This is a genomic window from Actinoplanes sp. NPDC023714, from assembly GCF_040639855.1.
Classification (GTDB): Bacteria; Actinomycetota; Actinomycetes; order Mycobacteriales; family Micromonosporaceae; genus Actinoplanes.
This window is the reverse complement of sequence record NZ_JBFAAR010000008.1, coordinates 1-23,196: the sequence shown is the minus strand read 5'-3', so window position 1 is coordinate 23,196 and position 23,196 is coordinate 1. Positions and strand designations below refer to the sequence as shown.

At 69.7% G+C, this 23,196-nt stretch carries 18 protein-coding genes, 1 rRNA gene and 2 riboswitches; of the genes, 5 read left to right on the top strand and 14 right to left on the bottom strand.

The window, feature by feature from the left end:
• Both AB0G10_RS30030 and AB0G10_RS30025 read right to left on the bottom strand, forming a co-directional pair.
• On the bottom strand, positions 1-1,968 hold the full coding sequence (locus AB0G10_RS30030) for a glycosyl hydrolase family 28-related protein (RefSeq protein ID WP_360929075.1): 1,968 nt from the start codon (positions 1,966-1,968) through the stop codon (positions 1-3).
• A 102-nt stretch (positions 1,969-2,070) separates the two neighbouring features.
• On the bottom strand, positions 2,071-3,024 hold the full coding sequence (locus tag AB0G10_RS30025) for a LacI family DNA-binding transcriptional regulator (protein WP_360929072.1): 954 nt from the start codon (positions 3,022-3,024) through the stop codon (positions 2,071-2,073).
• 97 nt (positions 3,025-3,121) lie between these two features.
• Between AB0G10_RS30025 and AB0G10_RS30020 the strand changes: the two genes are divergently transcribed.
• The 4 genes from AB0G10_RS30020 to AB0G10_RS30005 all read left to right on the top strand — a co-directional run bounded on the left by AB0G10_RS30020 (position 3,122) and on the right by AB0G10_RS30005 (position 7,800).
• Positions 3,122-3,946, top strand: a complete 825-nt coding sequence (locus AB0G10_RS30020) for a hypothetical protein (RefSeq protein WP_360929069.1) — start codon at positions 3,122-3,124, stop codon at positions 3,944-3,946.
• A 31-nt stretch (positions 3,947-3,977) separates the two neighbouring features.
• Positions 3,978-4,055, top strand: a riboswitch (S-adenosyl-L-homocysteine riboswitch).
• A gap of 17 nt (positions 4,056-4,072) precedes the next feature.
• On the top strand, positions 4,073-5,533 hold the full coding sequence (ahcY, locus tag AB0G10_RS30015) for an adenosylhomocysteinase (RefSeq protein WP_360929066.1): 1,461 nt from the start codon (positions 4,073-4,075) through the stop codon (positions 5,531-5,533).
• A gap of 51 nt (positions 5,534-5,584) precedes the next feature.
• Positions 5,585-6,100, top strand: coding sequence for a DUF4142 domain-containing protein (locus AB0G10_RS30010; protein WP_360929063.1), 516 nt, complete (start codon positions 5,585-5,587; stop codon positions 6,098-6,100).
• A 50-nt stretch (positions 6,101-6,150) separates the two neighbouring features.
• Complete coding sequence (locus tag AB0G10_RS30005; RefSeq protein WP_360929060.1) at positions 6,151-7,800, top strand: Na+/H+ antiporter; 1,650 nt, start codon at positions 6,151-6,153, stop codon at positions 7,798-7,800.
• A gap of 140 nt (positions 7,801-7,940) precedes the next feature.
• Here the strand turns inward: AB0G10_RS30005 and AB0G10_RS30000 are convergent, their stop codons facing one another.
• From AB0G10_RS30000 to AB0G10_RS29960, 9 genes are all read right to left on the bottom strand, one after another.
• Positions 7,941-9,494 (bottom strand): ABC transporter permease, encoded by a 1,554-nt coding sequence (locus tag AB0G10_RS30000; RefSeq protein ID WP_360929057.1) that lies wholly within the window; start codon positions 9,492-9,494, stop codon positions 7,941-7,943.
• Entirely contained in the window at positions 9,494-10,384 is an 891-nt protein-coding gene (locus AB0G10_RS29995; RefSeq protein ID WP_360929054.1) for an ABC transporter ATP-binding protein, read from the bottom strand. The genes AB0G10_RS30000 and AB0G10_RS29995 overlap by 1 nt, the downstream gene beginning before the upstream one ends.
• Before the next feature lie 20 nt (positions 10,385-10,404).
• The gene (locus tag AB0G10_RS29990; RefSeq protein ID WP_360929051.1) at positions 10,405-10,989 is read right to left on the bottom strand and encodes a TetR family transcriptional regulator; all 585 of its coding nucleotides are present in this window, start codon (positions 10,987-10,989) and stop codon (positions 10,405-10,407) included.
• Between the two features lie 30 nt (positions 10,990-11,019).
• The gene (locus AB0G10_RS29985) at positions 11,020-11,916 is read right to left on the bottom strand and encodes an ABC transporter substrate-binding protein (RefSeq protein WP_360929048.1); all 897 of its coding nucleotides are present in this window, start codon (positions 11,914-11,916) and stop codon (positions 11,020-11,022) included.
• Positions 11,913-13,811, bottom strand: a complete 1,899-nt coding sequence (locus tag AB0G10_RS29980) for a bifunctional diguanylate cyclase/phosphodiesterase (protein WP_360929045.1) — start codon at positions 13,809-13,811, stop codon at positions 11,913-11,915. The genes AB0G10_RS29985 and AB0G10_RS29980 overlap by 4 nt, the downstream gene beginning before the upstream one ends.
• A 100-nt stretch (positions 13,812-13,911) precedes the next feature.
• Positions 13,912-14,790 carry an NAD(P)H-binding protein gene (locus AB0G10_RS29975; protein WP_360929042.1) on the bottom strand — a complete coding sequence of 293 codons (879 nt, stop codon included), beginning with the start codon at positions 14,788-14,790 and terminating at the stop codon, positions 13,912-13,914.
• A gap of 11 nt (positions 14,791-14,801) precedes the next feature.
• Positions 14,802-15,566, bottom strand: a complete 765-nt coding sequence (locus AB0G10_RS29970; RefSeq protein ID WP_360929039.1) for an ATP-binding cassette domain-containing protein — start codon at positions 15,564-15,566, stop codon at positions 14,802-14,804.
• The gene (locus AB0G10_RS29965) at positions 15,563-16,576 is read right to left on the bottom strand and encodes an ABC transporter permease (RefSeq protein WP_360929036.1); all 1,014 of its coding nucleotides are present in this window, start codon (positions 16,574-16,576) and stop codon (positions 15,563-15,565) included. Before AB0G10_RS29965 ends, AB0G10_RS29970 begins: the two co-directional genes overlap by 4 nt.
• Before the next feature lie 3 nt (positions 16,577-16,579).
• Positions 16,580-17,617 carry a substrate-binding domain-containing protein gene (locus tag AB0G10_RS29960; RefSeq protein WP_360929033.1) on the bottom strand — a complete coding sequence of 346 codons (1,038 nt, stop codon included), beginning with the start codon at positions 17,615-17,617 and terminating at the stop codon, positions 16,580-16,582.
• Between the two features lie 128 nt (positions 17,618-17,745).
• Here AB0G10_RS29960 and AB0G10_RS29955 point away from each other — a divergent pair, with 128 nt between their 5' ends.
• Complete coding sequence (locus AB0G10_RS29955; RefSeq protein ID WP_360929030.1) at positions 17,746-18,783, top strand: LacI family DNA-binding transcriptional regulator; 1,038 nt, start codon at positions 17,746-17,748, stop codon at positions 18,781-18,783.
• Between the two features lie 82 nt (positions 18,784-18,865).
• Here the strand turns inward: AB0G10_RS29955 and AB0G10_RS29950 are convergent, their stop codons facing one another.
• The 3 genes from AB0G10_RS29950 to rrf all read right to left on the bottom strand — a co-directional run bounded on the left by AB0G10_RS29950 (position 18,866) and on the right by rrf (position 23,048).
• Positions 18,866-21,025 (bottom strand): discoidin domain-containing protein, encoded by a 2,160-nt coding sequence (locus tag AB0G10_RS29950; protein ID WP_360929027.1) that lies wholly within the window; start codon positions 21,023-21,025, stop codon positions 18,866-18,868.
• Positions 21,026-21,321: 296 nt separating this feature from the next.
• Positions 21,322-22,743, bottom strand: a complete 1,422-nt coding sequence (locus AB0G10_RS29945) for a glycine hydroxymethyltransferase (RefSeq protein ID WP_360929024.1) — start codon at positions 22,741-22,743, stop codon at positions 21,322-21,324.
• 20 nt (positions 22,744-22,763) lie between these two features.
• Positions 22,764-22,854, bottom strand: a riboswitch (ZMP/ZTP riboswitch).
• A gap of 77 nt (positions 22,855-22,931) precedes the next feature.
• A 5S ribosomal RNA gene (rrf, locus tag AB0G10_RS29940) occupies positions 22,932-23,048 on the bottom strand.
• Between the last annotated feature and the right edge of the window lie 148 nt (positions 23,049-23,196).

Sequence of the window (23,196 nt, the reverse complement as noted above, 5' to 3'; positions counted from 1 at the left end):
TCACCAGCGGGACGGCGCCGGCGGCGGGACCACCTCGGGACGGTCGTCGCAGGTGATCACGTTGGGCAGGTACGGACCGAGCCAGCCGCCGTCGTTGCCGCCCAGGTCGGTGAGGCCGAACTCGGAACCGGTCGCCGGGAAGCCGAACCGGCCGCAGTTGTTCACGCCGACAGCCCCGACGTTGCGGGCGTCCACGTTCGCGAAGGAGGCCGAACCGCCGGCCCGGGCGCTGAGCACGCTCGTCCCCGTACCATCGATCTTGAGGTCTTGGAAGACGACGCCGTCGATCGAGTAGAGATCCTTGACCGGCCAGTCCGACACCAACATGATCGCGTTGTAGGTGTTGTCCAGGTAGTGATCGCCGACCACCCGCACGTCCGCGTCGATGCTGCGCTCGAGGGCGAACATCCAGATGGCGCCGAGGCCGATCCGCCAGTTCAGCTCGTAGGTGCCGGCCCGCACCGTGGTGTTGCCGGTGAAACGCAGCCGGCCGGTGAACGGCTCGGCGCCGAACCGGGTGCCGGCGTGCAGGGCGCTGCCCTCCCGGACCGGGTCGGCGACCAGGTTGCCGGAGACCGTGATGTCGTGGCCGCCGTAGATCGCGATGCCGTTCGCCAGGGTCGGCGACTGGATCGTGTTGCGGTCGAAGACGTTGCCGGAGTTCGTGGTCTTCTCGGCCCACATGGCGAGCGCGTCGTCGCCGGTGTTCCGGACGAAGTTGTTGCGGACCAGCGAGCCGGTGACGCCGGTGTGGAAGTTCAGGCCGTCCGCGATCTGGTCGACGATCACGTTGTTCGTGACCTTCACGTTCGACATCGGCCCGTCGAACCAGAGGCCGACCTTGGTGTGCTGGATGTGCAGGCCGTCGATCGTCGAGTCGCTCATCGCGCCGCCGATGCCGTTGACCTGGTCGGTGTCGATCCGCTCGCGGACGTCGCCCTGGATCGCGAACCCGGAGAGGTGGACGTTGCGGCTGCCGCCCTCCGCGGCGTCCCGGCCGTAGAAGCCGACCCCGGTGTGGATCGAGCCGTCCGGCGCCGGGGTGTCGAGCGCGACCTGCCGGCCCTTGACGATCGTGTACCAGTTGCCGGCGCCGCGGATCGTCACGTCGTCCACGACGATGTGCCGGTTCACCTGGAAGACGCCCGGCGGCAGGTAGACCGCGCGGTGCGTCCTCTTCGCGTACGCGATGGCCCGCTCGATGGCCGGCGCCGCGTCCTTCCGCCCGGTCGGGTCGGCGCCGAAGAGCAGCACGTTCACCGCTCGCAGGTCCACCGACGGAGGCCCGACCAGCTCCGAGTCGAGCAGGTCGATCGTGGTGGGCACGGTCCGGGCGGTGAGCCGGATCCGGTCGCCCGCCCTATGGGTGCGGCCGAGCAGGAGGCGCTGCTCGTCGTAGAAGTGGGCGGGCCGGAACGGCTTGGTGATCACCGGGGCGGGCGTCGTGGCGGCCGGCACGCACTGGCACTCGGTGATCCACCAATCCGGGTGCAGGAGGTCGGCCTGCGGGTCGTTGGTGAACGAGTACTGGTTGTAGAGCCAGGAATACTGCGAGGTGAGCGTCATCGTCCGCTGGACGTGCGCGGTGGACACGGTCAGCGGCGCGGTGATCCCGCCGCCGGTCGGCGCGTCCGGGATGCTGTAGCGCACGGTGATCGCGTTGGCCGCGCGCGGCAGCGTGAACTCGACGAACTCGCCCGGGTCGAGGGTCACGGCGGAGCGGCCGGACGCCTCGGCCGGGAGCGTGTAGGCGGTCCGGTCCGGGCCGATCACCGTGCCGGTCGTGCGGGCGTGCTCGGCCTCCTGCTCGACGAACGCGACGGAGGCGCCGCGGCCGGCGGTCAGGGAAGGGTCGATCGCGGCGCGAGTGATCTTGTAGGACGGAGAGGCGGAAGCGGGTACCGCGGTCCCGGTGACAACCAGGGCCGCGCCGAGAAGCAGGGCGGACCAGCGAGGTCGCACAGACATCGAGGGCTCTTTCTTTCGGTGGGTGAGCCGACGATAGATGTCCGGTGATCTAACTCACAAGGGTCCGTCCATGTCTTTCATGAACTTGCTCGGAAATTGCAATCACAGGTCAAAAGGCGGCACGTTGTACGGCGTGATCACCTGGACCGCCGACGGATGCGAGCCGATCGGGCCGGGCAGCGCGCCCTGCGCCCGCAGGATCGCGAGGCAGGCGTTCCGCATGTCGGCCCGCAGATCCTGGTGCAGCACCGCGGAGATCCGGAAGGCCCGCAGCAGCGCCACGTTCTCCTCGTCCAGGCCGTGCGCCACGAAGACGTCGTAGTTGCGCCGCTCCTCCGCGAACGCCGCGACGATCGCCTCGTTCCCGCAGGTCCCGGCGGAGTAGACGGCCCGGATCGTCGGATTGCCGGCGATGATCCCGCGCAGCGGGCCGACCTCCGGGCCGGCCGTGATGATCCGCCGCGCCGGCAGCACCGAGCGGAAGCCGTCCTCCCGCTCGCCCCGGCCGTTGATCACCAGCACGTCGCCGGCCCGCTCCGCGAGGAGCCGCTCGACCAGGTAGGCGGCGGTCGCTCCGGAGTCGAAGTAGTCCACCCCGACATGCGCGATCCGCTTGCCGGCCGGCAGGTCCGCGTTGAGGGTCACGACCGGCACCCCGAGCCGGGCCACCGCGTCGGCCACCGCGTCCGCCGGCGGCGCCAGCACGATCAGGCCGTGCGAGCGGGACCGGCCGACCCGGTCGAGCGCCCGCACGAGATCGGCGGACTCGGCGGTGACGTGCAGCCGGGGACGGACCGTCACCGGGATCTCGGCGATCTCCGCGTCGAGGGCGGTGCGGACGGCGGCGCCGTAGGCGCGCGAGGTCTTCAGGACGACGTCGATCACGAAGGTGCGGCCGGACTGCGACTGCTGCCGGTCCAGCTCGGCGATCGCCTGGTGCACCTGCCGGACGGTGCTCTCCCGGACCCCGCCGCGGTTGTGCAGCACACGGTCCACCGTCGCCTGGCTCAATCCGGCTGTCGCTGCTATCTCGCGTATCCGGTAGGGGTGCTTCACGTCGTACAGAATGATGGGATTTTGATGTTTTATGGAAGGTCCTTGATGTTTTCTCGCTCCTTCGCGTGACGGCTTGAACCCTCGATAGGCTTCCGGGGTGCGCGTGATCTCCCGCTTGACCGACAGTGGCGTCGAGGTGTTCGACGCCGATCTCGAGCTCGTCCGGACGTTCCCGGCGGATCCGGCGATCGAGGGGTTCGCCGTGCCGCGCAGCCGCGACCGGCTGATCTACGCGACCGGCGACGCGATCCGATCCGACGCCTGGCGCTTCGATCTCGGCGCCAAGATCGGTGACTACATCGCGGAGACCGCCGTCGCCCTCTCCGCCGACGAATCAGTGGTCTGGGCCTATGTCCCGAACGTGCTGGCCGGGCGCGATCGGCCGGACGAGTGGATCGTGCTGGACGCGGCGACCGGCGAGCTCCGGGCCCGCCACCCGCTGCCGACCGAGGGGCACGGGGGCGGGCAGTTCGCCCTGAGCGACGGCCGGATGCTGCTCGACGTCGGTGAGGGTCAGGACGGCAGCCGGACCTTCCTGGCCGGGCCGGGCGATGAGGTGCGGGCCGTCGAGTGGGGCTCGCGGGTCATCGTGGGCATCTCTCCGGACGAGAAGCACGTCATGACGGTGGACCACGACCAACAAGACGCCATTTTCCACGATTTTTCGGACCTTTTGGGTACGGGGGTCCGCGTCCGCGCCTTCGACGACCATCTGGAGTGGGCCGGCGGATATCTGACGGCGGACACCGCGATCGTCGTGTCGGCCACCGAGGACGCCTGGAAGCACTACCGGGTCGACACCGGGACCGGCGAAGTCCTCGGCGAACTGGGAATCGTCACGATCGACGAGTACGACCTCCAGCCGCTCGGCGATGGGACGTATCTCATCACCGACACCGACGGAACGCTTCGCCGGATGTGATCAAGCGGAGCTTCGGTTAAAGTTGTCTCGCCCGATCGAGAGGCGCTGCAACGGATCACGGATCCGCCACGCTCGGTCGAGTTAGATGACGCAAGGGCGCCTCCTGAGAGGGAGGAGCCCTCTTTCATGAGTGACAAACTTCGATCCGTCAACGGTCTCGACTTCGCGGTCGCCGACCTGTCGCTGGCCGAGGCCGGCCGCCACCAGCTGCGTCTCGCCGAGCACGAGATGCCCGGCCTCATGTCGCTGCGCACCGAGTTCGGCGACAGCAAGCCGCTGGCCGGCGCCCGCATCGCCGGCTCGCTGCACATGACCGTGCAGACCGCCGTGCTGATCGAGACCCTGGTCGCCCTCGGCGCCGAGGTCCGCTGGGTCTCCTGCAACATCTTCTCCACTCAGGACGAGGCGGCCGCCGCGGTCGTCGTCGGCCCGACCGGCACCGTCGAGGCGCCGGCCGGTGTTCCGGTCTTCGCCTGGAAGGGCGAGACGCTCGAGGAGTACTGGTGGGCGACCATGCAGCTCTTCGACTTCGGCGACGGCCGGGGCCCGAACATGATCCTGGACGACGGCGGTGACGCCACCCTGCTCGTGCACAAGGGCGTCGAGTTCGAAGGCGCGGGCGCGGTGCCGGCCGCCACCGAGGACGACGTCTTCGAATACAAGATCATCCTGGAGACGCTGCGGACCTCGCTGGCCGCGGACGGGCAGCGCTTCACGAAGATCGCCTCCGAGATCAAGGGCGTCACCGAGGAGACCACCACCGGCGTGGCCCGCCTCTACAAGCTCGCCAAGGAGGGCACCCTGCTCTTCCCGGCGATCAACGTCAACGACGCGGTCACCAAGAGCAAGTTCGACAACAAGTACGGCATCCGCCACTCGCTCGTCGACGGCCTGAACCGGGCCACCGACGTGATGCTCGGCGGCAAGCTCGCCGTCGTCTGCGGCTACGGCGACGTCGGCAAGGGCTCCGCCGAGACCCTCCGGGGCCAGGGCGCCCGCGTCGTCGTCACCGAGGTCGACCCGATCTGCGCGCTGCAGGCCGCGATGGACGGCATGCAGGTCGTCCGGATCGAGGACGTGGTCGGCGAGGCCGACATCTTCATCACCACGACCGGCGGCACCGACATCATCACGGTCGAGCACCTCTCCGCGATGAAGCACAACGCGATCGTCGGCAACGTCGGCCACTTCGACGACGAGATCGACATGGCCGGCCTCGCCAAGGTGCCGGGCATCGAGAAGATCGAGATCAAGCCGCAGGTCCACGAGTGGCGCTTCCCGGACGGCCACTCGGTGATCGTCCTCTCCGAGGGCCGCCTCATGAACCTGGGCAACGCGACCGGCCACCCCAGCTTCGTCATGTCGAACTCGTTCACCAACCAGGTGATGGCGCAGATCGAGCTCTGGACCAAGCCGGGCGAGTACGAGAAGCAGGTCTACGTGCTCCCGAAGCACCTGGACGAGAAGGTGGCCCGGCTGCACCTGGACGCGCTCGGCGTCCGGCTGACCACCCTCACCAAGAAGCAGGCGGAATACCTCGGCGTGGACGTCGAGGGCCCGTACAAGCCGGAGCACTACCGGTACTGATCGCTGTGAAAAGGGCCGCCCCGCTCGGGGTGGCCCTTTTATTATGCGCTCATGCCTTTACGTCGCTTTTTAACCGTTATGGCGGCTCTGGTCCTGATCGGCGCCGGGGCGCCGGCCCAGGCCCGCCCGCTCAACCCGGACGCCGACTTCCTGATCGCGGCCCACCAGGGCAATCTCGCCCAGATCCAGGCCGGCCGGATCGCCGGTCGCAAGGGCGCGACCGAGGCCGTCCGGGAGTTCGGCCGCGAGTTCGCCGACTACCACCGCAGGCTCGACGTGGTCGTCCGCAAGGCGGCCGCCGGCCTCGGCGTGCGGCTGCCGGCCGAACCCAACTCGGAGCAGAAGTCCCTGGTCGCGCAGTACCGGTCGACGTCCGGGGCGGAGTTCGACACGCTCTTTCTCGGGAGTCAGCTGATCGCCCACGAGCACGCCGTCAAACTGGCCCGGGTCGTCCTCGACACCGGCACCGAGCCGCAGGTCGAGAAGATCGCCGGCCGGGCCCTGCCGGTGATCCGGAGCCACCAGCGGGAACTCGCCGACGCCCAGCGGAAACTGACTCAGCGTTAAAGCTCGACCTCGCCGGACAAGGGGCGCAGGTCAGCAGCGACAATGATCGAATGAATCTCGAGGAGATCCTGCTTTTCGCCCTGGGCGCGGTCGCCGTGATCGTCGCGGTGCGCTGGGTCACCGAGAAGACCGGCCTCCCCGCGGCGGTCCTGCTCACCCTGATCGGCATTGCCTACGCCTACCTGCCGGGCCCCAACCTCGAGCTGGAGCCCGAACTCGTTCTGACCTTCATCCTGCCGCCGTTGCTCTACAACGCCGCGCTCGATTCATCATTGCTCGACATCCGGCGCAACATGCGCACGGTGATCAGCCTTTCCGTGGTGCTCGTGCTGGTCACGGCCCTTCTGATCGGCCTCGGCTTCTCGCTCTGGGTGGCCGGGGCCACCCTCGCCGCCGGTGTCGCCCTCGGCGCCGCGGTGGCGCCTCCCGACCCGGTCGCGTCGCTGGCCGTCGGCCGGCGGGCCGGCCTGCCCAACAAGATGGTCACGCTGATCTCCGGCGAGGGCCTGCTCAACGACGCCACCGCGCTGACCATCCTGACCGTCGCGGTGACCGCGCAGAACGCCGGCGACTTCAACTTCGACAACGCGGTCGGCCAGTTCGTGATCGCGGCGGCCGGCGGCGTGCTCGTCGGGGTGGCGGTCGCCTACGCCGTACGGTTCCTCAAGGCCTTCCGCGCGGACCCGCTCAACGCCAACGCGCTCTCCCTGATCACGCCGCTCGCGGCGTACCTGATCTGTGAGAACGCCTTCGTGCACCACTACGTCACCATCTCCGGCGTGCTGGCCGTCGTGGTGGCCGGCCTGATCGTCGGCCACGACACCCCGCGGTACACGACCGGCGCGACGCGCCTGCAGACCAGCGCGGTCTGGCGGCTCATCGACTTCCTGCTGGAGGGCATGGTCTTCCTGCTGATCGGCCAGCAGGTGCCGGACGTGGTGGACGGCCTCTCCAAGTACGCCACCAGCACCATCATCATCGCGCTCGTGGTGACGCTCGGTGTGGTGCTGCTGCTGCGCCCGCTCTGGCTGATCCTCACCCAGTGGCTGCCGCGTTCCCTGCACACCCGCCTCGGCGGTCAGAACGACGACGAGACCGACGGCCGCGAGGTCCCGCTCACCGGCAAGGAGATCACGGTCCTGAGCTGGGCCGGCACCCGCGGCGTCATCACCCTCGCGGCGATCTTCACGCTGCCGGTCGGTTTCCCGGACCGCGAGCTGCTGCACTTCTGCGCCATCGCGGTCGTGCTGGTCACCCTGGTCGGTCAGGGGCTCACCTTCGCGCCGCTGGTGCGCTGGCTGGGCCTGCGCGCCAACCAGACCGACCGGGCCCGGGAACGCAACGAGGCCCGTTCGGCGGCGGTCCGCGCCGCCCTGGACCGCCTCGACGACATCCAGGAGCAGCAGCACGACCACGTCGAGGACGAGGCCATCGAGACGATGCGCAAGCAGCTCCAGGTCCGCCTGGACCGCTACCGCCGCCGCCTCGACCTCCTCGAACAGGTCGACTCCAACGAGGTCCCGGTCTCACCCCAGTACGAGGCGGCCCTCATGGTCCGCCAAGCGGTCATCGACGCCGAGCGCGACGAGCTCCTCCGCTGGCGGGACGCCGGCCACCTCAACGACGACAGCCTGCGGGTCCTCAACCGCGAACTCGACCACGAGGAGCTGATCCTCCCCAAACGCCACAAGGACCACTGACGAGTCCACCGGGCCGGCCTCGCTCTCGAGGCCGGCCCTCTCTTTCATTTGTACGAAGATGAGCGGCGGTCCCGCAGCCCACGACGCCCCACCCACGGGGCTGTCCACAGGAAATCCACAACCAGCCGGTAACCCCGGATTCAGGCCGCGATGTCCCTCCGCCGCAGCGCCACCAACCCCGCCCCGCCGAACACGACGGCGAGTCCCGACAGCGCCACGAGGGGCGAAGCGGCGAAGACCCCGCCGGGCAGATGCGGCACGTGCGTGAACGGCGACAGGTCCAGCACCCACTGATCGACCTCGAGGAGCGGCCCGACCAGCAGCAGCAAGACGCAGGCCGCGATCGCCGCCCAGGCCACCGCGGCGAGCCGGGGCACGACCCCGACGAGCAGCAGGGTGACGCCGGCGAGCACCCACACGGCGGGCAGCTGCGCCAGCGACGCGGCCAGGACGGGGCCGGGGGTGCCGTGCATGACGCCGGCGAGCAGCCCTTCGGCGAGGAGTGCGACGGCCGGCCCGATCAGGGCGAAGACCAGGTGCGACGAGGCCCAGGCGAGCCGGCCGACCGAGGTGGTCAGGACCGCCTCGGCGTGCCCGGTCTGCTCCTCGTCGCGCATGCGCAGTGCGGCCTGGACCGCGTAGCAGGCCGCGATCAGCCCGCAGATCGCCGCCGTGGTGGCGAAGTAGGCGTCGGTGACGGCGCCGCCCCCGCCGATCCGGGTGAACATCTCGTCGACGCCCGCCGCGTCGCCGGCGAGCTGCACGACGCTGCCGCCGACGCCGCCGAAGACGAGGCCGAGGGCGGCGAAGCCGGCGGTCCAGCCGAGCAGCATGCCCCGGTGCAGCCGCCAGGCGAGCGCGAGCGGCGACGCCAGTGAGGTGGCGGCCGTGGCCGGGCCGAGCCGCGGGACGACGAGTCCGGCGTCCAGGTCGCGGCGGGCCAGCAGGGAGGCCGAGAGGCTCACCGCCGCGAGGGCGAACATCAGCGCCAGGGCGGCGGGCCACCCGTTGTCAGCCCCGTACGGAAAGACCCGGTGCACCCACCCGATCGGCGACAGCCAGGCGAGGAAGGGGGCCGAGATGTCCCCGCCGAGGCGCAGCACGTAGGCGACGGCGAGCGCCAGCACCGCGAGGCCCCGGGCGCCGCGCGCACCGGAGGCGATCTGCGCCGCGACCGCGCCCACCCCGGCGAACATCCAGCCGCTGAGCGTGAACACCGCGCCGAGCGCGACCGACCCGGTCACCGGCTGCCCGGCGCCGATCATGGTGGCGGCCACGACGACGCCCATCAGCAGCGACGCGCCGGCCGTGGCGATGAGGGCGGCGGCGAGTTGCGCGAACCGGCCGACGACGGTGGCGCGGATCAGCTCGGTGCGGCCGGCCTCCTCGTCGGCGCGGGTGTGCCGGATGACGGTGAGCAGCGCGGCCAGGCCGATCATGACGGGCACGAAGCCGCCGCGCCAGACCACCAGCTCACCGAGGCTGTCGCCGTGCAGTGGTCCGTAGAGGGCCACGAATCCGGCGTTCCCGGCGCTGATCCGGGCGTAGTCGGCGCGCTCCTGCGCGGTGGCGAAGAGCGATGCGAAGGACGAGACGTAGAGGTACGGCAGGAGCCCGAACCCGAGGATCCACAGTGGCATGATCACGCGGTCGCGGCGCAGCACCAGCCGGAGCAGCGGGAGGACGCCGTTCATCACGACTCCCGCGAGTAGTGCCGCAGGAACAGCTCCTCGAGCGACGGCGGCTGCGAGACGAGGCTGCGCACCCCGGCCGCGACCAGCACCTTGAGTGCCGGCTCCAGGGCGGCGGCGTCGACGTCGAAGGCGACCCGGCCGTCCTCGCTGGTCAGGTCGTGCACCCCGGTGAGGGCGGCGAGGCCGTTGACCGGGCCGGTCAGCTCGGCGCGGATCGTGGTCCGGGTGAGGTGCCGCAGGTCGGCCAGGGTGCCGGTCTCCACGGCCTTCCCGGCCCGGATGATGGTGAGCCGGTCGCAGAGCGCCTCGACCTCGGCGAGGATGTGGCTGGAGAGCAGGACGGTCCGGTCGCCGCGCCGCTTCTCCTCGAGGATCACCTCCCGGAACACCTCCTCCATGAGCGGGTCGAGCCCGGAGGTCGGCTCGTCGAGCATCAGCAGCTCCACATCGGAGGAGAGTGCCGCGACGAGCGCCACCTTCTGCCGGTTGCCCTTCGAATAGGTGCGGCCCTTCTTGCGCGGGTCGAGCTCGAACCGCTCGATCAGGTCGTCGCGGCGTTTCGGGTCGAGGCCGCCGCGCAGCCGCCCGAGCAGGTCGATCACCTCGCCGCCGGTGAGCGACGGCCAGAACGTGACGTCACCGGGCACGTAGGCTAGCCGCCGGTGCAGCTCGGTCGCGTCCGACCAGGGGTCGCCGCCGAGCAGCCGGGCGGTCCCGCCGTCGGCGCGCATCAGCCCGAGCAGCACCCGGATCGTGGTGGTCTTGCCGGCGCCGTTCGGCCCGAGGAAGCCGTGCACCTCGCCGGTCCGGACGTGCAGGTCGAGCCCGTCCAGCGCGGCGACCGCGCCGAACCTCTTGACGAGCCCTTCGACATCGATGGCCTCTGACATGGCAGCTCCAAGGATGGAAACTAATGCCGATCGAGCACCGTCATCGCCTGCTCGATCTGCTCGGGGGTGATCAGCGGCTGCGAGAAGACCTCGACCGAGGCGCGCAGCATGCGGAGGTATCCGGGCATGGCGCCGACGTCCTCACCGAGCACCGCGGTGAGCTGGTCGCGCATCAGGAACATGCCCATCTTCATGGCGCCGAGGACCGCGACGAAGGCCCGCGGGTCGCTCGTCTTGAGCTGGGTGGAGGCGAGCCAGCGCTCGCCGTGCCGCACGGTCTCCTCGAACATGGCGAGGCTGCGCGGCGAGCCCTCCATGAGGGAGCGGACCAGATATTGCTGGAGGGAGACGATGTCGGGCGTGAGCGGCCCGATCGCCTGTGACTCGGTGAAGCGGATCTGGAGCTCGGCCACCCGGGCGAGCGCCCACTCGTCGCACGCGTCGCGCAGGCCCTCCTTGGACCCGAAGTGATGCCGCAGCAGGCCGGAGGAGACGCCGGCGGCCTGGGCGATGTCCCGCACGGTGGCGCCGGCGATGCCGCGCTCGGTGAAGAGCGCGATCGCGGCGTCGCGGATGCGGGCCCGGGCGGTCAGATCGCTACTCACGTGTGCAGCTTACTACACACGTGTGTAGCTTCAGCCCCCGTTGACTGTCGCCGTGCTGACAGCGCTCGATGTGAGACCCCAGCGGGCCAGCAGCTCGCCGTAGACGCCGGAGTCGATCAGCTTCTGCAGGGCCTCGCGCAGGCAGTCCCGCAGCGCGGTGTTCTCCTTGGCCACGGCGATGCCGAAGAGGCCGGGGTCGTACTGGGCCTCCGAGGCGAGCTCGTAGAACGCGCCGGTGCGGGAGTCGCTCACCAGGTAGGCGGCCGGCGGGAAGTCGATCGGCACGGCGGTGACCCGGCCGGTGCGCAGCAGCACCAGCGCGTCCGCGTTCGTCGGCTCGCTGTCGATCACCAGCGGCCGGTTGCCGCACGACTGCGCCAGCGTCCGGAGCATGTCCTCCTGGAGGGTGCCCTTCTCGGTGCCGACGGTCTGGCCGCAGAGGTCCTCGAAGCCGGTGATCTTCTCCGGGTTCCCGCGCTGCACCACGATCGAGGTGCCGGTGTTGAGGTAGTTCACGAAGTCGGCCTGGGCCTGCCGCTCCTTCGTGTCGGTCATCGACGAGAGCACGCCGTCGAACTCGCCCTTCGCCACCTCGTCCAGCGCTCCGCTGAAGTTGCCGACCACCATCTCGGCCTTGACGCCGAGGACTTCGCCGAGGGCGGCGGCGAGATCAGGAGAAAAACCGATGATGGTACGACCATCCGGGGCGAAATACTCCATCGGCGCATAACTGGCGTCGGTGACCAGCCGGATCGAGCCGCGGGCCCGGACGGCCTGGGGCAGCCGGTCGTGCAGCGCCTGGTCGGTCGTCACGCCGCCGGTGATGTCGAGGGCGCCGGCCGCCGGTGACGGCGAGGCGGACGGCGTCGTGGCGCAGCCGCCCGCCGCCAGCAGGAGCAGGACGACGATCGCCCGTCGGATCCTCATCGGCTTACCCCTTCGAGATGCGGCTGGGTGGAGATCTGCGGCCACGGGGCCGGCCGGCCGAAGTGGTAGCCCTGCGCCTCGTCGCACCCGGCCTCGGCGAGCCAGGTCCGTACCTCCGCGGTCTCCACGCCCTCGGCGGTGGCGCGGCTGCCCAGCCCGTGCGCCAGCTCGATCACCGAGCGGACGATGGCCTGGCTCTGCGGGTCGTGCAGGACGTCGGTGACGAACGCCCGGTCGATCTTGATCTCGGTGATCGGCATGCCGCGCAGCCGGGAGAGGCTGGTGTAGCCGGTGCCGAAGTCGTCGACCGAGATGCCGACGCCGGCGCGGCTCAGCTCGGCGACCGCCTTGGCCGCCTCGTCGGCGTCCGCGGCCAGCGCCGTCTCGGTCACCTCGAGGATGAGCCGGTGCGGCGGGATGCCGGTCTCCGCGAGCAGGTCCAGGACCAGCCCGGGGAAGCCGGGCACCTCCAGGTTGCGGGCCGAGACGTTCACCGACAGGGTCCAGTCGCGGCCGGTCGCGGTCCAGCCGAGCTGGTCGGCGAGGGCCCGGCGCAGCACCCACTCGGTGAGCGGCACGATCAGGCCGGAGTGCTCGGCGGCGGGCAGGAACTCGCCGGGCGGCAGCAGCCCTCGGGTCGGGTGCTGCCAGCGGACCAGCGCCTCCACCCCGCACACCTCGCCGCCCGGCAGGGCGATCTTCGGCTGGTAGTACAGGACCAGCTCGTCGCGCTCCAGGGCGTGCCGCAGCTCGGCCTGGACCACCAGCCACTGGTGCGGGTGGCCGGCGCCGCCGCCGGTGTAGACGACGATGTCGTTGGCGCCGCGCTTGCCCTGGTACATCGCGATGTCGGCGTGCTGCTTGAGCTCCTCGACGTTGCTGCCGTGCCGCGGGTAGATCGCGACGCCGAACGCGGCCTCGATGTTGAGCGGCACGCCGTCCAGCACCATCTCGGCGGAGACCCGGTCGCGCACGGTGGAGAGGAGCGCGACCGCGGCGGTGGCGTCGCGGCCCGGCAGCAGCATGGCGAACTCGTCGCCACCGAGGCGGGCGAGCACGTCGCCGGGGCCGATCGCGGCGTGCATCCGGTCGGCGACCACCCGCAGCAGCTCGTCGCCGGCGTGGTGGCCGAGGGTGTCGTTGACCTCCTTGAACCGGTTGAGGTCGACGATCACGATCGCGCCGGTCCCGCCCTTGTCGAGGACGGCGTCGGCCTGTTTCCGGAACGCCGCGCGGTTCGGCAGGCCGGTCAGGGTGTCGTGCAGGGCCTGGTACTCCTGGCGGGCGGCGTACCGGCTCAGCGAGCGGGTGGTCCACCAGGCGAGCAGCGCCAGCACCAGGTAGAGGGCGGCGAGGCAGACGCCGATCGTCCACCAGGTGCGGCTCACCTGCGCGTGGAACCGGTCGGCGACCGCGCGGTACGGCAGGTACAGCTCCAGCACCCCGACGGACTGCCCGGACGCGCTCGCCACCAGCGGCCGCAGCACCCGGATCACCTCGGAGTCGATCACCTTGGCCCGGGGCTGGCCGGCCGCGGCCGCCTGGAAGTCCGAGTCGGTGATCGACACCCCGCCGCTGGTCGTCCCGTCGTCGGAGAAGACCACCCGGCCGGTGAAGCTGCGCAGCCGCAACCGCAGCACCGAGCCGCGGAAGATCGCCTGCTCGGTGGAGTCCTGCAGGCCTGCGGACTGCGCCAGGGTCAGGCCGTCGTCGATGTTCGTGCTGGCGCCCACGTCGTCGGCGTTCAGCGCGGGCGCGACAGCGATCTCGGCGATCACCGCGGCCTGGGCGAGTCCCTGCTCGCGGCCCTGTTCCGCCGCGTCGCGGCGGTACCCCTCCAGCACCAGCGCGCCGAGGGCGACCACGGGCACGAGACTCGCCGCCGCGTACGTCACGAACAGGCGCGAGCCGTTCCGTGCGTGCGGGCGCCTGTGTGCTCGGCGGAACCACATGCGCCCCTCATCGTCGCGATGCGGTTCGCCTTGAGGGAAATCGTCAGGCGGCCAGTGCCGGGGCGAGAGTCCCGGCAACCCATGAGGCGAGAGTGGTGGGTGTGGTGGTGATCGGGGTCCGCGGCTGCTCCGGCTCGAATCCGTCGCGCAGCCCGCTCGTCATCCGGACCAGCCCGTCGACCGCCGCGTCGCTGAGGCCGGCCTGCCGCAGACCGGCCGCCATCGCGTCGTCCGGCACCACGTCGAGACCGACCTTCCGGCCGATCACGAGCCCGACGATCTCCGCCACTTCACCCCAGGAAAGATCCCGAGGCCCGTGTACGGCCTGAAGCTCCGTGGCTGACCAGTTCCCGGCGAGCAGCCGCGCGGCCGCGACCTCACCGACGTCGCGCGGGTCGACCCACGGCATCGGCCGGTCCGCCGGCATGGTCGTGGTGAGCCGGCCGTCGCGCAGCTCGTCGAGGTTCCCGAACAGGTTCGTGAAGTAGTAGCCGTTGCGCAGGATCAGCAGGTCGGCGCCGGTGGCCGCGAACACCTCCTCGGACTGCGCGAGCCCGTCGATCAGGCCCGCCCCGTGCCGCCGCTCGGCGCCGACGCTGCTGATCAGCACGACTCGGCGTACCCCGCTGGTTTTGACGGCGGCAGCGCCCGCCGCCGCAATCGCGGCCATCTCGGCGAGCGGATCCGGTGCCGTGAAGTTCTCCGGAGTGATCCAGAGCAGCGCGTCGAGGCCTTCGGTCGCGGCCGTGAGGAACGCCGGGTCGAGGAGGTCGCCCCGCACGACCTCGGACAGCTCGGCGGTGCCGGGATCCAGCCGTGCCGGATCCCGGACCAGAAGCCGGGGGCGGATCCCGGCCTGGATCAACAGGCGGGCTGATCGGGATCCGACGTTGCCGGTGGCGCCAGTGATTCCGATAGTCATGCCTTCAAGGCTTACCCCACCGGCGGCGGGGCCGCACCCGTCATGATGGCGACCGCCTCCGACATACTGTGCGATTTCGGGGTGATGACCGCGACCCGGCGGCCGAGCCGCTGGATGTGGATCCGGTCCGCCACCTCGAAGACGTGCGGCATGTTGTGGCTGATCAGGATCACCGGGAGTCCCCGGTCCCGGACGTCCCGGATCAGCTGGAGCACCCGGTTGCCCTCCTTCACGCCGAGGGCCGCGGTCGGCTCGTCGAGGATCACCACCTTGCTGCCGAACGCCGCGGACCGGGCCACCGCCACGGCCTGGCGCTGACCGCCGGAGAGCGACTCGACGGCCTGACGGATGTTCTGCAGGGTGCCGACGCCCAGGTCGCTCATGTGCCGCCGGGCCTCCGAGCGCATGTGCCCGCGGTCCAGCATCCGGAACACCGATCCCAGCGGCCCGGAGCGGCGCTCCTCCCGGCCGAGGAAGAGGTTGTCCGCGATGTCCAGGCCGGGCGCGACCGCGAGGGTCTGGTAGACCGTCTCGATGCCGGCCGCGCGGGCGTCCATCGGGTTGCGGAAGTTCACGACCCGGCCGTCCAGCCGGATCTCGCCGCTGTCCGGCACGAGCGCACCGGACAGCGCCTTGATCAGGCTCGACTTGCCGGCGCCGTTGTCCCCGATCACGGCCAGGATCTCGCCCGGCAGGAGTTCGAGGTCGCTGCCGTCGATCGCGACGACCCGGCCGTACCGTTTGGTGAGGTTCTTCGCCTCCAGAACGGGCGTCATGTCTTGACCTTCCTGATCCACTGATCGAGGGAGACCGCGATCAGCACCAGCAGGCCGATCGCGAAGCCCTGCCAGACCACCTCGACGCCGGCCAGCTGGAGGCCGTTGCGGAAGACGCCGACGATCAGCGCGCCGATCAGGGTGCCGATCACGCCGCCGCGGCCGCCGAAGAGGCTGGTGCCGCCGAGCACGACCGCGGTGATCGAGTCGAGGTTGTACTCGGTGCCGACGTTCGGGCTCGCCGACGCGAGCCGTCCGATGAGGATCCAGCCGGCGACCGCGTAGAGCAGGCCCGCGATCGTGTAGACCGAGAACAGCACCCGGCCGGTGCGGATGCCGGCCAGCCGGGCCGCCTCGACGTCGTCCCCGGTCGCGTAGACGTGCTTGCCCCAGGCCGTCCAGCTCAGCGCGTAGAAGAAGAACGCGAACAGCAGGAGCATGATGATCGAGCCGTAGGTGACCTGGAACTGCCCGAACCGGATGCTGTCCCCGGCCCACGTCATGATCCCGGGCATGTCGGCGCCGCGTACCGTCTCGCTCTGGCTGACCACCGCGTTGAGCGAGAAGAAGATCGTGAGCGTGCCGAGCGTCACGATGAACGGTGGCAGCTTGATCCGGGTCACCAGGAAACCGTTGATCGCGCCCATCGCGGTGCCGCAGGCGAAGCCGAGCAGCAGCGCCAGGACGCCGGGCAGGCCGGCCTTCACGCAGAAGTTCGCCATCAGGATCGACGAGAAGACCGCGATGGCGCCGGCCGACAGGTCGATCCCCGCGGTCAGGATGATCAGTGTCTGGCCGAGCGCCAGCGTCGCGATGACTGTCACCTGCGCGAGCACCAGCGACAGGTTGGCCGCCGAGACGAAGCGCTGGTTGACGATGGAGAAGGCGACGATCGCCACGATGAGCACGGCGAGCGGGCCGAGCACCGGGTTGCCGTGCAGCACGTGCTGGACGCGCAACCCGAGCGAGTCACGATGCCGGACCTCGAAGTCGGCGGTGGTGGTCGACATCGCTCAGCCCCAGCAGTTCTGCGCGCCCCACGTGGAGTCCTCGGCCTCCACGCCGGTCTGCGGGTCGTCGGTGATCAACTGGACGCCGGTGTCGACGAACGTCTTGCCGGCGGTGTTCTGCGGTTTCGTGCCGTCCTTCGCGTAGGCCGCGATCGCCTGGACGCCGAGCTCCGCCATCTTCAGCGGGAACTGCATCGAGGTCGCGCCGATCACGCCGTTCTTGACGTTCTCCACGCCCGGGCACCCGCCGTCGATCGAGACGATCACGACGTCCTTGTCCTTCCCTGCCGACTTGAGCGCCTGGTACGCGCCCGCCGCCGCCGGCTCGTTGATCGTGTAGACCAGGTTGATCGAGGGGTCCTTCTGGAGCAGGTTCTCCATGGCGGTACGGCCGCCGTCCTCATTGCCGTCGGTGACGTCGTGCCCGGAGATCCGCGGGTCGTTCTCGTCGCCGATCCGGTTCGGGTCGCCGTTGGGGATGCCGAAGCCCTCGAGGAAACCCTGGTCGCGCTGCACGTCGACGGAGACCTGGTTGGCGTTGAGGTCGAGCATCGCGATCTTCGCCTGCTTGCCATCCTTCGCGAACTTCGCCTTCGCCCACTGACCGATCAGCTTCCCGGCCTCGTAGTTGTCGGTCGCGAAGGTCGCGTCCGCGGCGTCGGCCGGGTCGGTCGGCGTGTCCAGCGCGATCACCAGCATGTTGGACTGCTTCGCCTTGTCGATCGAGGGGACGATCGCCTTCGAGTCGCTCGGTGTGATCATGAAGCCCTTGGCTCCGGCGGAGATCAGGTTCTCGATGGCCTGCACCTGGGCCTCGTTGTCGCCGTCCTGCTTGCCGGCGAAGGTCTGCAGTTCGACGCCCTGCTTCTCGGCCTCCGCCTCGGCGCCCTCCTTCATCTTCACGAAGAAGGGGTTCGTGTCGGTCTTGGTGATCAGGCCGACGACCGGCTGATCGCCCGCGTCATCACCGCCGCACCCGGCGGCCGCGATGATCAGAAACAGGGCACATCCGGCCTTCAAGACTTTGGATCTATTGCGCATCTCTCCTCCCAAGTCGGGAGACAACGTTGTCCTGGAGTAGACGCTCGGGCTCCCGGAGTGTCAACAATGAGTTTCCAATGTGTTGCACTCCGTGATTTTTTCGAGGGGTCGCTATGCGACGGCCGACCATGAACGATGTAGCGCGCACCGCGGGCGTGAGCCTCAAGACCGTCTCCCGGGTCGTCAACGGCGAACCCACCGTCACCCCCGACCTGGCCGCCCGGGTCCGCGCCGCCGTCGAATCCCTGGACTACCGGCCCCACCTGGGTGCCAGCATGCTGCGCCGCAACGACCGTCGCACCAGGACGATCGGCGTGCTCCTCGAGGACGTGTCGAACCCGTTCTCGGGGGCGCTGCACCGGGCGATCGAGGAGGAGGCGCACGCCCGCGGGGTGCACGTGCTCACCGGCAGCCTCGACGAGGACGACAGCCGGGAACGCGAACTGGCCCGCGCGTTCCGGCAACGGCAGACCGACGGGCTCATCGTCGCGCCGACCGGTTCTGATCAGGGCTACCTGGCCCGCTTCACAGGCACGCCGATCGTCTTCGTCGACCGCGCGCCGTCCGGCTTCCGGGCCGACACGGTGATCTCCACGAACGTGGCGGGCGCGGCCGGCGCGGTCCGGCACCTCATCGCCCACGGGCACCGATGGATCGCCTTCCTCGGCGACTACCAGCGGATCCCGACGGCGCGCGAACGCTTCCGCGGCTACCTCCAGGCCCTCGGCGACCGCCCCGGCCCGGTCGTGCACGACCTGCGCGGCGAGGAGGCCGCCGAGCGCGCCACGATCGCGCTGATGCGCCGGCCCGACCCGCCGACCGCCCTGTTCACCGGCCAGAACCTGATCACCATCGGCGCCGTCCGCGCCCTCCGCAGGCTCGGCCGCCACCACACCGTCGCCCTGGCCGGCTTCGACGACTTCCCTCTCGCCGACCTCCTCGATCCCCCGGTCACCGTGGTGGCCCAGCACCCGTCCCGGATAGGCCGCGTGGCCGCCAGCGCACTCTTTGAGCGCATCGACGGCCACGACGGCCCACCGCGCGAGATCAGGGTGGCGACAACCCTGATCCCCCGAGGCAGCGGAGAAATCCCGGCCCCCCTTCCACCGCCCCCGCCTGCGCCCCCGCCCGGGCCCTCTCCCGCACCCCCTCCTCCCCGATCTTGATGATCTGCGCAGGAACGGTGCGCCGCGCGTTCACAAGATCGGGAGCGGGGAGCCGGGGCAGGGAGCGGGAGTGGAGGTGGTTTTAGGGGAAGTTGACTACGTAGGAGGGGACGGTCGCGGTTCCCTGCGCCGGCCCGCCGGTGTTGTTGACCACGTGGTCGATGACGCCGTTGCCGCCGAGGGAGACGGTGAGGAGGTTGTGGAGTTTCACGCCCGCGGTCACCGGCACCTCGAAGCCCCGGTCGGCGTGGATCGACGGGTTCACGTTGAAGTAGCAGTAGCTGCCCATGCCCCACGCCTCGTGACTGGTCACCGAGTCCGCCACCTTGTACGCGGCGTACCCGTTGGCCCCGGTCCGCCAGGCCGCCTGGGTCGGCGGGTCGTACGGCTTCTCGTTCTGCAGGAAGTAGGTCCGGCCACCGTTGCCGTTCCACACCACCTCGTACTTCTGGTAGTGCTCGACGAACAACCCGTACGCAGTCACGTTCTGACCGTTAACGATCAGCCCGGAGTCGGCTGTGTTGATCGTCCAGCCGTAGGTGCCGGCGTTGCCGTGGTCGGCCCGCCACGCCCAGATGTGGTCGATGATCACGTTGTTGCTGTTCACCAGCAGGCTGTTGGTGGCCCTACCGGCGATGTAGCCGCCGATCCGGAAGAACACGTCCTGGACCGTCGTCGGGTTGGCGGCGTGGTTGGCGTTCGAGCCGGCCGGACCGAGGACGAGCAGGTTCGCCGAGTTCGTGGTGCCGGCGTCGAACAGGATGCCGGCGATCTTCACACCGTCCACGTCGGCCACCTGCATCGGGGTGACTCCGCCGACCGGGATCAGCGTGGCGTACCCGAGGCCCAGCACCACCGTGTCGGCGCGCGTCACGTTGATCGTCTGGTTGATCTGGTAGATGCCCGGGGTGAAGAGCAGGTTCAGGCCCTGGGCGAGCGCCGCGTTGATGGTCGCGACCGAGTCGCCGGGCTTCGCGACGAAGAACCGCGACAGCGGGATCGTGGTACCGGGCGTGTTGCCGTTCACCCAGCTCGCCCCACTGGTGTTGGACCGGAGGGCCGGCACGAACACGCCGTTGCCGTACAGATAGGGCTTCTCCCGGATGACCGGCGTCTGCGTGATCGTGGTGTACGGCGGGTTCGGGAACGACTGGGCCGGTGCGCCCTGGACGCCCACGAACATCTGGTTCCAGACGGCGTTGGTGTTCGAGCCGATCTGGCTGTTCCGGGTGAACCACTGCTGCTGCGAATACTGCCCCTCGGAGCCGCTGATCCGGGAGTCGGCGATGTAGCCGCCGGAGGCCCAGCCGTACCCGTTCGGCGCGAGGTTGAGATCGCCGTGGATATCCATCCGGCGGAACGGCGCGGCCTGCGAGACGGCCCAGCGATTCGCCCCGCTGACCGGATAGACGGAGAGGTTCTCGACCGAGCGCCAGAAATTCTGTGTGGCGTTGCCCTGGAACCAGCCGGCGTCGACGGTGATATCACCATTGATGCGTACGTCTTGAGGGTTTTGCCCTAGACCGATGACCGAGGTGTAGAACCCGACCTGGATGTTGAGGTTGTTGTAGGTGCCGGGCTGGAACGCGAGTACGTAGCGGCCGGTGCCGAACTGCGCCGACTCCTGCTGCGCGAAGATCTGGTCGGCGCGGGACTGGATGGTCGCCGACGACATGGAGGGGTCGAAGACGATCACGTTGGCGCCGAGGTTGCCGCCACCCGGGATGGTCGGGCCGCCGCCGGACTCGCCGAAGACCTTGAATTCCCAGAGCGAGTAGCCGTAGCCGGTGGTGCGCTGGGTGCCGTACATCCGGACGTACCGGCCGGTGCCGCTGACCGTCAGCGACTGGTTGCCGCCGGTCGCCGTCGTGGTCGAGTAGACGGTGGTCCAGCTCGTCGCGTTGTCCGAGACCTGGATCTGGAACGCCTTGGCGGCCGCGGTCTCCCAGTTCAGCTCGACCCGGGTGATCTGCTGCGAGCTGCCCAGGTCGACCTGGAGCCACTGCGGGTCGGAGAAGGCGGACGACCAGCGGGTGCCGGTGTTGCCGTCGACGGCTTCGGCGGCGGAGTAGGCGCCGGCCGCCTCGGTGGAGGAGGCGGTGGCCGGCCTGCCCTGGGACAGCAGCACCTCGGCTGCGGCGGCGCCGGTGGCGGCGACCGTGGTGAATCCGGCGACCAGGGCGGCGACCAGGCCACCCGCGGCGGCGAGCCGCCAGGGGGAACGTCTCCTGAGGACGGGCATGGGAACTCCTAGGACGGGAGCGGGAAAGGATCTTGGGAGAGCGCTCACCCGGTTTCTGACGCTAGGAGCGTGCCCGTTCACAATCCAGAGTTCGGCGAGGTTCCGGAACCGCGTCGCCTTTTCCCAGGTGATCCGGTGTTCACGCAGGTCGGCGAGTTCACCGGGGATCGATAACCGGGAATCCGGAACCGGTTCCGCTGACGTTCGTCACAACTGGCTTTTCTACCCTTTGCGGCGTAGACGACAAAACCGCCCCCGCAGATGCCTGCGGGGGCGGTTCCGGCGACGCGGGATCGTCAGAGGCTGACGGTCGGGTAGAGCGGGAACGGCGCGAGGAGCTCGGTCGCCTGCTTGCTCACCCGGTCGGAGAGCGCGGCGTCCAGGCTGAACTTCGCCTTCGAGCCCTCGGCCGGCGAGGTGTTCGCCAGCACCGTGTGGATGAGCTCGGCGATCTGATCCATCTCGGCCACACCGAGGCCGCGGCTGGTGAGCGCCGGGGTGCCGATGCGGATGCCGGAGGTGTACCAGGCGCCGTTCGGGTCGTTCGGGATCGCGTTGCGGTTCGTCACGATGCCGCTGTCGAGCAGGGCCTGCTCGGCCTGGCGGCCGGTGATGCCGAACGGGTGCACGTCGAGCAGCACGAGGTGGTTGTCGGTGCCGCCGGAGACCAGCTGCACACCACGCTTCGCGAGGCCCTCGGCCAGCGCCTGGCTGTTCGTGACGATCTGCTGGGCGTAGGTCGCGAACTCGGGGCGCCGGGCCTCGGCGAACGCGATCGCCTTCGCGGCCATGACGTGCGGCAGCGGGCCACCGAGCACCATCGGGCAGCCGCGGTCGACCTGCGACGACAGCTCGGGCTGGCAGAACACGGCGCCACCGCGCGGGCCGCGCAGGCTCTTGTGGGTCGTGGTCGTCACGATGTGCGCATGCGGGATCGGGTTGTAGTCGCCGGTGAACACGCCACCCGCGACCAGGCCGGCGAAGTGCGCCATGTCGACCATGAAGGTCGCACCCACCTCGTCGGCGATCTCGCGCATCTTCGCGAAATTCACTTTCCTCGGGTACGCGGAATAGCCGCCCACGATCACCGCGGGCTTGAACTCCTTGGCCGTCTCCCGCAAAGAGGCGTAGTCGATCTGGCCGGTCGCCGGGTCGACGCCGTAGCTGCGCTGGTCGAACATCTTGCCGGAGATGTTCGGACGGAACCCGTGGGTCAGGTGACCGCCGGCGTCCAGCGACATGCCGAGCAGACGCTGGTTGCCGAACGCCTGACGCAGCTCGGCCCACTCGGCGTCGGTGAGGTCGTTGATCTGCCGCTTCTCGAACTTCTGCAGGTACGGCACCTCGACCCGGTCGGCGAGAATGGCCCAGTACGCCACCAGGTTCGCGTCGATGCCGGAGTGCGGCTGCACGTAGGCGTAGGGGGCGCCGAACAGGGCCTTCGCGTGCTCGACGGCGACCGCCTCGACGGTGTCGACGTTCTGGCAGCCGGCGTAGAAGCGGCGGCCGATCGTGCCCTCGGCGTACTTGTCGGACAGCCAGTTGCCCATGGCGAGCAGCACGGCCGGCGAAGCGTAGTTCTCGCTGGCGATCAGCTTCAGCGACTCACGCTGATCGGTGAGCTCCTGCGCGATCGCGTCGGCGATCCGCGGCTCGACGGTGCGGACGACCTCGAGCGCGGCGCGGAAAGCGGTGGATTCAGCGTTCAACTCAGACATGGGACCTCCCTATCACGAAGCGAAGAGGCCCAGGCGCACGGCAAGTCGTCGTCTCGACGGAGCCGCTCCCCGATGGTCAACCATCCGAACGCGCCAGTCACGGCCCAGGGGCAAGCATACCCGTTGCGAAGCGGGCGGAAAAACAGAAAGGCCCACCCCTCGTGGGGTGGGCCTTTCTTTCACGTTGAGTCCGGCGGCGTCCTACTCTCCCACACCCTCCCGAGTGCAGTACCATCGGCGCTGGAGGGCTTAGCTACCGGGTTCGGAATGTAACCGGGCGTTTCCCCTCCGCTATGACCACCGAAACAGCCATCAGCGAAACACAACCAGCAACCCAAGCCAAAAGCCCGGGGTGGTCGTTCGTTTGCTGTGAATCACACAGTGGACGCAAGCAGAAAATTTAGGGTGGTTAAGCCCTCGGCCTATTAGTACCGGTCAACTCAACACGTTACC

What these genes read in the sequence shown, in the direction of transcription:
- AB0G10_RS30000 (WP_360929057.1), bottom strand. Translation starts at nt 9,494, where the DNA reads ATGAACGGCGTCCTCCCGCTGCTCCGGCTGGTGCTGCGCCGCGACCGC.
- AB0G10_RS29960 (WP_360929033.1), bottom strand. Translation starts at nt 17,617, where the DNA reads ATGCGCAATAGATCCAAAGTCTTGAAGGCCGGATGTGCCCTGTTTCTG.
- AB0G10_RS29970 (WP_360929039.1), bottom strand. Translation starts at nt 15,566, where the DNA reads ATGACGCCCGTTCTGGAGGCGAAGAACCTCACCAAACGGTACGGCCGG.
- AB0G10_RS29975 (WP_360929042.1), bottom strand. Translation starts at nt 14,790, where the DNA reads ATGACTATCGGAATCACTGGCGCCACCGGCAACGTCGGATCCCGATCA.
- AB0G10_RS29955 (WP_360929030.1), top strand. Translation starts at nt 17,746, where the DNA reads ATGAACGATGTAGCGCGCACCGCGGGCGTGAGCCTCAAGACCGTCTCC.
- AB0G10_RS29985 (WP_360929048.1), bottom strand. Translation starts at nt 11,916, where the DNA reads ATGAGGATCCGACGGGCGATCGTCGTCCTGCTCCTGCTGGCGGCGGGC.
- AB0G10_RS29950 (WP_360929027.1), bottom strand. Translation starts at nt 21,025, where the DNA reads ATGCCCGTCCTCAGGAGACGTTCCCCCTGGCGGCTCGCCGCCGCGGGT.
- AB0G10_RS29995 (WP_360929054.1), bottom strand. Translation starts at nt 10,384, where the DNA reads ATGTCAGAGGCCATCGATGTCGAAGGGCTCGTCAAGAGGTTCGGCGCG.
- AB0G10_RS30010 (WP_360929063.1), top strand. Translation starts at nt 5,585, where the DNA reads ATGCCTTTACGTCGCTTTTTAACCGTTATGGCGGCTCTGGTCCTGATC.
- ahcY (WP_360929066.1), top strand. Translation starts at nt 4,073, where the DNA reads ATGAGTGACAAACTTCGATCCGTCAACGGTCTCGACTTCGCGGTCGCC.
- AB0G10_RS29945 (WP_360929024.1), bottom strand. Translation starts at nt 22,743, where the DNA reads ATGTCTGAGTTGAACGCTGAATCCACCGCTTTCCGCGCCGCGCTCGAG.
- AB0G10_RS29965 (WP_360929036.1), bottom strand. Translation starts at nt 16,576, where the DNA reads ATGTCGACCACCACCGCCGACTTCGAGGTCCGGCATCGTGACTCGCTC.
- AB0G10_RS30030 (WP_360929075.1), bottom strand. Translation starts at nt 1,968, where the DNA reads ATGTCTGTGCGACCTCGCTGGTCCGCCCTGCTTCTCGGCGCGGCCCTG.
- AB0G10_RS30005 (WP_360929060.1), top strand. Translation starts at nt 6,151, where the DNA reads ATGAATCTCGAGGAGATCCTGCTTTTCGCCCTGGGCGCGGTCGCCGTG.